The organism is uncultured Winogradskyella sp. (assembly GCF_947496485.1).
GTDB lineage: Bacteria > Bacteroidota > Bacteroidia > Flavobacteriales > Flavobacteriaceae > Winogradskyella.
The window spans coordinates 374,096-385,483 of sequence record NZ_CANMCZ010000002.1 but is presented as its reverse complement, the minus strand read 5'-3'; the positions used below and the strand labels follow the sequence as shown (position 1 = coordinate 385,483).

At 32.8% G+C, this 11,388-nt stretch carries 11 protein-coding genes; all 11 read right to left on the bottom strand.

Going from position 1 to position 11,388, the window contains the following annotated elements; genetic code table 11:
* Complete coding sequence (hisA, locus tag Q0822_RS09570) at nt 1–735, bottom strand: 1-(5-phosphoribosyl)-5-[(5-phosphoribosylamino)methylideneamino]imidazole-4-carboxamide isomerase (protein ID WP_299122935.1); 735 nt, start codon at nt 733–735, stop codon at nt 1–3.
* 65 nt (nt 736–800) lie between these two features.
* Nucleotides 801–1,382: an imidazole glycerol phosphate synthase subunit HisH gene (gene hisH, locus Q0822_RS09565; protein WP_299122934.1), complete on the bottom strand. Its 582-nt coding sequence runs from the start codon at nt 1,380–1,382 to the stop codon at nt 801–803.
* Nucleotides 1,382–2,515, bottom strand: coding sequence for a bifunctional histidinol-phosphatase/imidazoleglycerol-phosphate dehydratase HisB (gene hisB / locus Q0822_RS09560; protein WP_299122932.1), 1,134 nt, complete (start codon nt 2,513–2,515; stop codon nt 1,382–1,384). The genes hisH and hisB overlap by 1 nt, the downstream gene beginning before the upstream one ends.
* Nucleotides 2,515–3,558, bottom strand: coding sequence for a histidinol-phosphate transaminase (hisC, locus tag Q0822_RS09555; RefSeq protein WP_299122930.1), 1,044 nt, complete (start codon nt 3,556–3,558; stop codon nt 2,515–2,517). The genes hisB and hisC overlap by 1 nt, the downstream gene beginning before the upstream one ends.
* Nucleotides 3,559–3,648: 90 nt before the next feature.
* A complete protein-coding gene (hisD, locus tag Q0822_RS09550; RefSeq protein ID WP_299122928.1) occupies nt 3,649–4,938 on the bottom strand; it encodes a histidinol dehydrogenase in 1,290 nt (429 codons plus the stop codon).
* Between the two features lies 1 nt (nt 4,939).
* Nucleotides 4,940–5,797, bottom strand: coding sequence for an ATP phosphoribosyltransferase (gene hisG / locus Q0822_RS09545; RefSeq protein ID WP_299122926.1), 858 nt, complete (start codon nt 5,795–5,797; stop codon nt 4,940–4,942).
* Between the two features lie 268 nt (nt 5,798–6,065).
* Nucleotides 6,066–6,881, bottom strand: a complete 816-nt coding sequence (locus tag Q0822_RS09540; RefSeq protein WP_299122924.1) for a prohibitin family protein — start codon at nt 6,879–6,881, stop codon at nt 6,066–6,068.
* A 12-nt stretch (nt 6,882–6,893) separates the two neighbouring features.
* A complete protein-coding gene (locus Q0822_RS09535) occupies nt 6,894–8,927 on the bottom strand; it encodes a VWA domain-containing protein (RefSeq protein ID WP_299122922.1) in 2,034 nt (677 codons plus the stop codon).
* 13 nt (nt 8,928–8,940) lie between these two features.
* Entirely contained in the window at nt 8,941–9,534 is a 594-nt protein-coding gene (locus tag Q0822_RS09530) for an HAD family hydrolase (protein WP_299122920.1), read from the bottom strand.
* Between the two features lie 26 nt (nt 9,535–9,560).
* Entirely contained in the window at nt 9,561–10,307 is a 747-nt protein-coding gene (gene fabG, locus Q0822_RS09525) for a 3-oxoacyl-[acyl-carrier-protein] reductase (RefSeq protein WP_299122918.1), read from the bottom strand.
* 146 nt (nt 10,308–10,453) lie between these two features.
* Nucleotides 10,454–11,326, bottom strand: coding sequence for a succinate--CoA ligase subunit alpha (gene sucD / locus Q0822_RS09520; protein WP_299122916.1), 873 nt, complete (start codon nt 11,324–11,326; stop codon nt 10,454–10,456).
* Nucleotides 11,327–11,388 lie beyond the last annotated feature (62 nt).

The window sequence follows — 11,388 nt, the reverse complement described above, 5'->3', positions numbered from 1 at the left end:
CTATATAAATCTTTCTAATTCTTGTAAACTAATTCTATTCTCATACAGAGCCTTGCCAATAATTACTCCTTCACAACCAATGGCTTTTAACTCATCCAAATCATTAATACCAGAGACTCCTCCAGATGCAATAAGACTTATGGACTGCGCTCCACTGCTATTACTGCATTCTTCAATGATCTTTTTATATAACTGAATTGATGGTCCTTCTAGCATTCCGTCTTTTGAAATATCTGTACAAATCACGTACTTAATACGCTTCCTTTGATACTCTTTTATGAACGAAATAACTTCTTCTTTGCTATTATCTTGCCAACCGTTTATTGCAATTTTACCTTCATTGCTATCTGCACCTAATATTATTTTTTGTGGACCGTATTTAGCTAACCATCCTTCAAAAATAGTTCTATCGTTAACTGCAATACTTCCTCCTGTTATTTGTCTAGCACCAGAGTTAAAGGCGATATTTAAATCTTCATTAGATTTTAAACCGCCTCCAAAATCAATTTTTAAATTGGTTTTTGAAGCAATAAGTTCAAGAACTTTATAATTGACGATGTGCTTGGCCTTAGCTCCGTCTAAATCTACAAGGTGTAAGTATTCAATACCTGAAGCCTCAAATTCTTTAGCGACTTCAAGAGGATTTTCGTTATATATTTTTTTGGTATTGTAATCGCCTTTTGTTAAACGAACACATTTTCCTTCTATAATATCAATGGCTGGTATAATTCTCATAGTTTAGCTTTTAGCTTTCAGTATTTGACTTTTAGCGAAAAGGCTAAAAGCTAATAGTAAAAGCTTTATAATTCAATGAAATTCTTTAAAATTTGTTCTCCTGCTTTACTGCTTTTCTCTGGGTGAAACTGTACGCCAAAGAAATTATCATTTTCTAGAGCCGAAGCATATTCTAACTCATAGTCTGAAGTTGCAATTGATTCATCACACTGTTCTGCGTAATAGCTATGCACAAGGTACATGTATTCTTTTTCTTTTATCCCCTTAAATAAATCAGATTTTAGATTTGAAATTGTATTCCAACCCATTTGAGGTACTTTTACAGCACCTGAAAATCGCTTTACATTAACATCGAAAATTCCGAGTCCATTGGTATCTCCTTCTTCGGTGTGCTTACACATTAATTGCATACCTAAGCAGATGCCCAAAACAGGTTGCTTCAATGTTGGAATAAGTGTATCTAAACCACTTTCTTTGAGCATTTTCATTGCAGAACTGGCCTCTCCAACGCCTGGAAAAATAACCTTTTCAGATTTTATGATTTTCTCTACATCATTGGTCAAAACTGCATCATATCCCAACCGCTGAAAAGCAAATTGTATGCTTTTTATATTGCCAGCTCCGTAGTTTACTATGGTTAAATTCATTATAGCATACCTTTTGTTGACGGCAATATCATTTTTTCTACATCTTGCTTTACAGCCATTTTAATTGCTTTAGCAAACGCTTTAAATATGGCTTCAATTTTATGGTGCTCGTTAGTGCCTTCTACTTTAATATTTAGATTACATTTTGCGCCATCAGTGAACGATTTAAAGAAATGATAAAACATTTCTGTTGGCATTTTACCAATCATTTCGCGTTTAAATTCCGCATCCCAAACCAACCAATTACGACCACCAAAATCAATAGCAACTTGCGCTAAGCAATCATCCATAGGTAGACAAAATCCATAACGTTCAATTCCTAACTTATTTCCTAAGGTCATTGCAAACACTTCTCCTAACGCTATAGCTGTATCTTCAATAGTGTGATGCTCATCTACTTCTAAATCACCATTAACTATAATGTTTAAATCCAGTTGACCATGACGAGCAATTTGATCTAACATATGGTCAAAGAAAGCAATTCCTGTATCAATAGTACTTTTTCCTGTGCCATCTAAGTTTAAGTCGATCTTAATCTTTGTTTCATTGGTGTTTCGTTCTATTTGCCCAACACGATCAGCTGTTTTAAGAAATCTATAAATAGTTTCCCAATCGTTCGTTTCTAATGCTATATATTGTTCAAGTTCGTTATTGCTAACAGTAACTTCATCAGTACCTAAGTTGGTATTATCATTAATAAAGATACCTTTAGCACCTAGATTTTTGGCCAGCTCCACATCTGTTAATCGGTCTCCAATAACAAATGAATTTTCTAAATCATAGTCTTCAGAGAAATACTTCGTTAATAAACCTGTATTCGGCTTGCGCGTTGGCGCATTATCTTTTGCAAAGGTTCTGTCTATAAACTGTTCTTTAAAAACCACACCTTCAGTCTCAAATGTCTTAAGCATAAAATTATGAACTGGCCAAAAAGTATCTTCAGGATAAACAGCCGTTCCAAGCCCATCTTGATTGGTAATCATTACAATTTCAAAATTCAATTCTTTAGCTATTTTGCTTAAGTATTGAAATACTTTTGGATAGAACTCTAATTTTTCGAAAGAATCAATTTGCTCATCTGCAGGTTCTCGGATAAGCGTTCCGTCTCTGTCTATAAATAATACAGGCTTCATTATAATTGGTTTAAAGTCTTAATTAGTGTTTTATTTTCTTCTGCAGTTCCTATTGTAAATCGCAAACAGTTTTCGCATAATGGTTGTGTTGTTCTGTTTCTTACTACGATTCCTCTCTCTATTAATTGCATATAGCGTTTATTGGCATCATCTACTTTAGCTAAAATGAAATTGGCATCTGAAGGAAAAACAGTTTGAATGAATGAGATCCCAGATAATTGAATCATCAGTTGCTCCCGTTGTTTTAATATAAAATCAACTTCATAAGTAACATCGTTTATGTTTTTCAGTCTTTCAAACGCTTTTTCTTGTGTTAATTGGTTAACATTATAAGGCGGTTTTATTTTATTTAAAACTGAAATTACAAATTCTGAAGCATAACATATGCCTAATCGTATTCCTGCTAAACCGTAAGCTTTTGATAAGGTTTGCGTCACAACAAGGTTATTGAAATCATTTAATCTAGTGATCCAACTTTCTTGATTTGTAAAATCAATATATGCCTCATCGATAACGACAATACCATTAAATCCATTTATTAACTGCTCAATTTTATCAGCATTAAAACTATTAGCTGTTGGATTATTTGGCGAACATAAAAACAAGATTTTAGAATTATCGTTTTGCGTTTCTAATATCTCTGTAACCTTAGGTTCAAAAGACTCATCTAGCATCACAGACTTAATCTCTACAGCATTTAAATCTGCCAATACGGAATACATACCATAGGTTGGTGGTAATGTAATAACATTGTCTTGTTTTGGTTCGCAAAACGCTCTAAATAACAAATCTAAAACTTCATCACTTCCGTTTCCTAATAAAATTTGAGATACAGATACATCTTTGATTTCAGCTAAACGTTCCTTTACTTTTGACTGTTGAGGATCAGGATACCGATTGACATTGGTTTGAAATGGATTTTCATTGGCATCGATAAACACCATGTCAGAAGAGGTGTCTTTATACTCATCTCTTGCAGAGGAATATGCTTTAATTGTTCTTATATTTTCTCTTAAGAGATTATTTATTTCTATTTCTTTCATCTTTGTCATTCTGAATTTATTTAACTGCGTTGAATCTTCGATTTCAGAATCTATTTTATTTGAGATGCTGAATCAAGTTCAGCATGACAACTAGTTGCTTTTTAAATCTTTTAGTCTTAAGGTTACTGCATTTTTATGTGCCTGTAAACCTTCAGCTTCAGCCATTAACTCTATAGCATTTCCTATATTTTGAATACCTTCCTTTGATATTTTCTGAAACGTCATACTCTTTTGAAAACTATCTAAATTCACACCCGAATAGGCTTTTGAAAAGCCGTTAGTCGGCAAAGTATGATTGGTTCCAGAAGCGTAATCTCCTGCACTCTCTGGAGTGTAATTACCAATAAATACGGAGCCAGCATTATTTATATTATCTACAAAGAAGTCATCATTTTGAGTTGCTATAATAAAATGTTCTGGACCATAAACATCAATTAATTCAAGAGCCGTTTCAAAGTCTTTAACAATGATAGATTTAGAATTAGAAATAGCAATCTTAGCCATGTCTTTTCTAGGCAATCTTTCGACTTGTTTTTCAACTTCAATATTTACATCTTCAGCTAATGATTTAGAAGTCGTTACTAAAATCACCTGACTATCACTGCCATGTTCCGCCTGACTCAACAAGTCTGAAGCAACATATGCCGCATTTGCTGATTCATCTGCCATAACCAATAATTCACTAGGTCCTGCAGGCATATCTATAGCTACACCATATTTAGTAGCTAATTGTTTTGCAACAGTTACAAACTGATTTCCTGGACCGAAAATTTTATAGACTTTTGAAATGGATTCGGTTCCAAAGGTCAACCCAGCGATAGCTTGTATACCACCAACTTTTATGATTTTGGTTACACCACACAATTCTGCTGCATATAAAATTTCATTTGCAATTTTGCCTTCCTTATTAGGAGGTGAACATAAAACAATCTCTTTACAACCAGCTATTTGCGCTGGAACTGCCAACATTAAAACTGTTGAAAACAATGGTGCTGTACCACCAGGTATATATAAGCCTACTTTTTGTATTGGTCGCTTTTCTTGCCAGCATTCGACTCCACTCATAGTTTCCACAAATACTTTGTCCGTTTTCTGAGCCTTGTGAAACTTTTCAATATTTGATTTTGCAAGTTGAATAGCTGATTTTAGTTCATCAGAAACTATAGCGATGGCTTCATTAATTTCAGTTTGGGTAACTATATTATTTTTAAGCGCTACTCCATCAAACTTTGATGTATACATATCTATGGCATCGTCTCCTGTATTTAAAACATCTTCAAAAACCTGCATCACTGTTGACTCAATATCTTCAACAGTTTGTGTTGGTCTTTTCAATATTTTTGACCATTCTGATTTGTTTGGATTTTCTATTAGCTTCATACTACAATACCATATTTTCAATAGGACATACTAAAATTCCTTCTGCTCCATTAGCCTTTAATTCATCTATTATATTCCAAAAATCGTTTTTATTTAATACTGAATGCACAGAACTCCAGCCATCTTTAGCTAATGGCATAATTGTAGGACTATTCATTCCTGGAAGAATCTTAGCAATGTCATCGAGCTTATCATTAGGTGCGTTTAACAATACATATCTACTTTCTCTCCCTCTAATAACTGATTTTAATCTAAATTGAAGTGTATTAATTAGTTCTTGGTTGTTTTCAGATATTTTCGGTGAGGTTGCCAGAACAGCTTCAGATTTTAAGAGTGTTTGAATTTCTTTTAATCCATTTTTAAAAAGCGTACTACCACTAGATACAATATCACATATACCATCTGCAAGGCCTATATTTGGTGCAATTTCTACTGAACCATTAATAATGTGCAGATTAGCTTTAATCCCTTCTTTTTCTAAGAAATGATTTACAGTGTTTGGGTATGATGTAGCGATGCGCTTGCCTGCCAAATCTTTTAAGCTTTTAGCTTTTGATGATTTAGGAACAGCTATTGAAACTTTACATTTAGAAAAACCTAAACGTTCAACAACAGCCAAATCATTACCTTTTTCGATTAAAACATTTTCACCTATAATGGCAGCATCTACGACACCATCTCTTAAGTATTGGGGTATGTCACCATTTCTTAAATAAAACACCTCTAACGGAAAGTTACGCGCAGAAGCTTTAAGTTGATCTTTTCCGTTGTCGACAGAAATACCAATTTCTTTTAGAATCTTCATAGAATCATCGTGAAGACGCCCCGATTTTTGAACAGCAATTTTTAATTTACTCATTTTTATTTTCGTAATGTCTAAGAATTCATTCAAGTATTGTAAAAAACAAAAAACCCATTTGAATTCTCAAACGGGTTTTTAAAATATATCTTGAATTTATTCAATACACTTTCACCTCGCTTGAGCGATTATATGAAAATGATGATGTAATTGAATAGATGTCATTTCTTTTTTGTTGATACAAATATTGTTAAATAAAATTTATAAATCCTAATTTAAATCCAAAGATTAAGAACTTTTAACAAATTAATAATATTTACTAATTTTTTTATTGATTTCCTAGAATTATTGGCATGCCAGAATCTCCAGAACCAATTACAATAACCTTACTGTTATTAGACTCAGAGAGTTTTACAGTAGCTTCAATCCCTTTGTCTTGTAGGATTTTATCCGTTAAAGACGCACTTAATATTCGGTTTGATTCTGCTTTACCTTTTGCCTCAATGATTACTTTCTCAGCTTCTTTTCTTGCACTTTCAAGTCTAAATTCATATTCTAATGATTCTTGCTCTTGCTTTAATTTACGCTCAATTGCTTCTTTAATTGTAGGTGGTAAAGTCACGTCTCTTACTAACACCTCATTTAATTGAACAAATTGTTTATCAAGTATTTTCTTGGTTTCTTGAAAAATTTCAACTTGAATAGCATCACGTTTAGTAGAATACAAATCGTCTGGCGTATAACGTCCAATAACGCTTCGTGCTGCAGAGCGAATAGCTGGTTGTATAACACGTTGCAAATAGTTTTGACCTAAAGATTGGTGTAAGTTTCCTAATTCATCGTAAACAGGTTCGTACCATGCAGAAGCATCAATTTGAATTTCCAAGCCGTTTGACGATAATACTTTCATTTTTTCAAAAAGTTCTTGTTGACGCACTTCATAAATATAAACTTTGTTCCATGGTGCAACAATATGAAACCCTTCTCCCATTGGCGGTTCATCAGTAACTACACCATCGCCAAAAGTCTTAAAAAGCACACCTGCTTCTCCAGAATCTATCGTTACAGCTGATTTTGCTATCACTATCACTAATATTATAACTCCAATTAAAATTGGTAATCCAATTTTTGGTAACTTTTCCATTTCTTATTTTTTTTAAATTAATCCGTTATATTTTCTTATAAACCACTCTGCAAAAAGACTCAATGCTATTAAACCGAGTAGATATTTCCAATCTATCAAAGGTACAATATTTTTAGTGCTTTTCTGGATTGTTGCGTATCTGTTATCTGCAATTAAATTTTCTATCAGTTTGTTGAATTCTGAACTATAATAAGCTTTCCCTTTACTTGTACTTGCCAGTGATCTCAATTTATCTATATCTGCATTTAAAAATTGCTGCTCTACGTTGTAGTCTAAAATTTGAAAACTACCAGACAAAGCAACGGATTCAGAGTTATGCCTAACTGTAAAATCATACTGACCAGATGCAATGCCACTTAAATCCACATTGTAGTTACCGTTATTAAGTAAAAGTGGTACTTCTCTAATGCTATTATCTTCCTTATTTTTTATAATAATACTTAGTGATGCTTCTGAATCGAACTCATAATTTTTATTGAAATATTGGGCAGTGATTAAAACATCGTCATTTCCGTTGTAGAATGATTTGTAATCCACATTAATACGTTTACGCTTTTTATTAGAACTCAAAAATTGAACAAGTTTACCAATAAAATTATCGAAATCAGTAAAACGTTCTGTATCTAAATATGCTTGCGCTCTCCATCGCCAAATACCTTCTCCGCTTAATAGAGCATGTTTTGTGTTATCAACCTCAAATGTTGAAAGCAACGGTTGTTCTGTATTGATTCCATTTACAGTTTTAAAAAGAATAACATCATTTGGTACTGAAAAATCTAATCCACCAAATTCAGATTCTAAAGGTGGATAGTTAATGAAATCTATATTATCTACAATAAATGTGTTATAGTTTCTATTAAATGATGGCTGAAAATCTTCAGCTTGATTTGTTATTTTTTGTTTAAAATAATCTTGAGAGTTATTTAATAAATTCCAACTGGTTGTAGATCCTGTGATAGTGAATGTGTTTAGCTTTTGCTGTTTTATTTCTTGCAAAATAATAGTAAAGCTATTATCTGGTTGATACAATATAACTAATTGAAAATCATTAATTCTATTCAAATAGTCTTTAGGTTTTAATATTGAAACACTACGTTGTTCATTACTCTCAATAGACTTTTTTAGAGCACCCAAATCTGGATGTAAACGTTCAGAAACTAAAGCAATATTTGTTTTTTGGTCTATAACTTCTACTCCAAAACTTTTAGAATTATTGACTTTATTTTTTTCGTTCGTTAAAGGCACTAATTCTACACGATACGTTTTTACTCCAACACTGTTTGCATTTAATGTAGTTGAAATGATTTCTGAGGCTTTAGATCCATCAAATAAAAGTGCTTTTCTAAATACTACAGAATTTCCAGACCAAATCTTAAGTTCAGTGTTTATAGTTTCTGCGCCATTGTAATTGGTTATAATCTCAACAGGAAACTTATTCTTCAAAAACACATAACGATTGACATTGAGTTGCTTAATACTTAAATCTGAATACACTACTGAATCACCTAAAATAATGGGATAAATAGGTTGCTTTACACTTTTAGCCATATAACTATAATCTGAGCCAAAGGTTTGATTACCATCAGTTAGCATTACAATTGGCGCCGTTTGATTGTCATAAACTTCACCAAATTGCTTTAGAGCTTTCGAAATATTGGACTGTCTTGCGTCATAGTTTAAACTATCTAGGCTGCTTACTGACTTACCAAAACTATAAGCTTGAAGATTAAAACGCTCATTTAATTCTGAGTTATTTTTTAAAGCAGTTAAGACCTGATTAGCACTTTCATCCTGTTGCAAATAAGAAATAGATTCTGAATTATCTACAGCAACAACTAATGTAGGTTTTTCATCAAAGTATGTGAAGGATTCAAATTTTGGATTGATGAGTAATAGTAAGATTCCAAAAATTGAAATAACTCTTAGTGCTGAAAGCAAATATCTAAGATTAGTTTTAATTTTAGATTTATATATATACTGAAACAGCGCTAATGAAAGCGCTGCTGCTCCAGCTATTATTATATATGTTATTGTAATTGCTTGCATCGAAACATATGTGCTATTCTATTTTATTTCTCCAGCCTCTTTTCTCAATTTTTCTAACATTCCCTATATTTTTAAGAGTTTTTAAATATTTAGATAATTCTTTGAGTTCATCATCATCTGTATCACCTAAATATTCTTTTGGATAAATAGCATTACCATAATTATCACTTGATTTATGAGGCGTATCATCAACAATAAGAATTTTATCCATATTATAACCTCTCTTCTTTACCTTTTTCAGAGGCTTAATATAATTAAAGTGGTCTAAATAACGGCTTTCAGAATTATCATAATCATCTATATGCAGAAACCGCTTTGGTGTACATCTACTTCTTCCCCAAACAAATTTTAAATCAAAATCTTTAGGGAAAATTTTTTTAACAACTTCTTCAACATAATCATCAGATGCAGAAGACCAAACAGAAACTAAAAAGTCGTCTTTAATATCAGTTAAAAAATCATTCAAATATGGCCTCAAATAAACAAAATAATCAAAAACTTTAAAATCAGCTTTCCGACTTAATCGCTCAGGTGTTGCATGAACAAGTGTTTCATCAATATCTAAAACTAACAGTATCTTGCTTTCCTTTTTTTGATCAATTTCCAATTAAAGCTAGGATTTAATTAATATTTTTAAGTCAACATACCTCCATCAACATTGAGCGTCTGCCCAGTAACATAATCACTTAAATCACTTGCTAAAAAAACACAAGCATTGGCAATATCTTCAGGTGAACCGCCTCGTTTTAATGGAATAGCAGCCCTCCAACCTTTTACAGTTTCCTCATCCAATTTTGCTGTCATTTCGGTTTCTATAAAACCTGGCGCGATGACGTTACTTCTAATATTTCGCGATCCCAATTCTAAAGCTACAGATTTAGAAAAACCTATAATACCTGCTTTAGAGGCAGCATAATTTGTTTGTCCTGCATTACCTTTTACACCAACTACAGAACTCATATTAATTATTGAGCCTTTTCTTTGCTTTAGCATGGTGCGTTGTACTGCTTTAGTCATATTAAATACTGACTTTAGGTTTACTTCTATCACTTTATCAAAATCTTCCTCACCCATTCGCATTAAAAGATTATCTTTCGTAATACCAGCATTATTGACTAAAATATCAATAGCACCAAATTCAGCTAAAACATCTTCAGCAAGCTTTTGGGCTTCATCAAAATTTGCTGCATTGCTTTGATAACCTTTAGCTTTAATTCCTTGGGTATTTAACTCTTTTTCTAATGCATTAGCAGCTTCAACAGAAGAGCTATATGTAAATGCTACATTTGCTCCATGTTCTGCAAATACCTCAGCTATTCCTTTGCCAATACCACGACTCGCTCCTGTAATGATTGCTGTTTTTCCTTCTAATAATTTCATATCTATATAAATCGGTTAGTTAGTATAGTTGTTGTAATCAAATATACTAATTACAAATTACGACGACATAAAAAAACCTCACAAGATTTTGTAAGGTTTTTAACAGTTTATGCTAAACAAGTTTTAGCATCTATTCTATAAAGTGACTAGCCTAAAACTTCAGCAACTTTTTTACCAATTTCAGCAGGAGAATCCACAACATGGATTCCACAAGCTTTCATAATTTTCTTTTTTGCTTGAGCTGTATCATCACTACCTCCTACGATAGCTCCAGCATGACCCATTGTACGACCAGCAGGTGCAGTTTCACCAGCAATAAAACCTACTACCGGTTTTTTACTACCACTAGCTTTATACCAATGTGCAGCATCAGCTTCTAACTGGCCTCCAATTTCACCAATCATAACAACCGCTTCAGTTTCTGGATCGTTGATTAACAATTCTACAGCTTCTTTAGTTGTTGTTCCGATAATAGGATCACCTCCAATACCTATAGCAGTAGTAATTCCTAACCCTTGCTTTACTACTTGGTCAGCAGCTTCATAAGTTAATGTACCAGACTTAGATACGATTCCTACTTTACCTGATTTGAAAACAAAACCTGGCATAATACCAACTTTAGCTTCACCTGGTGTAATAACACCTGGACAGTTAGGACCAATTAAACGACAATCTCTATTTTTAATATAATCAGCAGCTTTAATCATATCAGCAACTGGTATTCCTTCTGTAATCGTAATAATTACTTTGATACCAGCATCAGCAGCTTCCATTATAGCATCTGCAGCAAAAGCTGGTGGCACAAAAATAATAGTAGTATCAGCATCCACTTTTTCTACAGCCTCAGAAACTGTATTGAAAACTGGTCTATCTAAATGGATTTGACCACCTTTTCCTGGTGTTACACCTCCTACCACATTAGTACCATATTCAATCATTTGCTCGGCATGAAAAGTACCTTCACTACCTGTAAAACCTTGTACGATGATGTTTGAATTCTTATTAACTAAAACGCTCATTAGATATTTTTGTTTTTAAGTTTTATAATTTCGATGTGCAAAAATAAGAGTTTTGAAAATCA

Excerpts from the sequence above, each read along its gene's own strand:
- hisA (WP_299122935.1), bottom strand. The coding sequence starts at position 735 with ATGAGAATTATACCAGCCATTGATATTATAGAAGGAAAATGTGTTCGT.
- hisH (WP_299122934.1), bottom strand. The coding sequence starts at position 1,382 with ATGAATTTAACCATAGTAAACTACGGAGCTGGCAATATAAAAAGCATA.
- hisB (WP_299122932.1), bottom strand. The coding sequence starts at position 2,515 with ATGAAGCCTGTATTATTTATAGACAGAGACGGAACGCTTATCCGAGAA.
- hisC (WP_299122930.1), bottom strand. The coding sequence starts at position 3,558 with ATGAAAGAAATAGAAATAAATAATCTCTTAAGAGAAAATATAAGAACA.
- hisD (WP_299122928.1), bottom strand. The coding sequence starts at position 4,938 with ATGAAGCTAATAGAAAATCCAAACAAATCAGAATGGTCAAAAATATTG.
- hisG (WP_299122926.1), bottom strand. The coding sequence starts at position 5,797 with ATGAGTAAATTAAAAATTGCTGTTCAAAAATCGGGGCGTCTTCACGAT.
- Q0822_RS09540 (WP_299122924.1), bottom strand. The coding sequence starts at position 6,881 with ATGGAAAAGTTACCAAAAATTGGATTACCAATTTTAATTGGAGTTATA.
- Q0822_RS09535 (WP_299122922.1), bottom strand. The coding sequence starts at position 8,927 with ATGCAAGCAATTACAATAACATATATAATAATAGCTGGAGCAGCAGCG.
- fabG (WP_299122918.1), bottom strand. The coding sequence starts at position 10,307 with ATGAAATTATTAGAAGGAAAAACAGCAATCATTACAGGAGCGAGTCGT.
- sucD (WP_299122916.1), bottom strand. The coding sequence starts at position 11,326 with ATGAGCGTTTTAGTTAATAAGAATTCAAACATCATCGTACAAGGTTTT.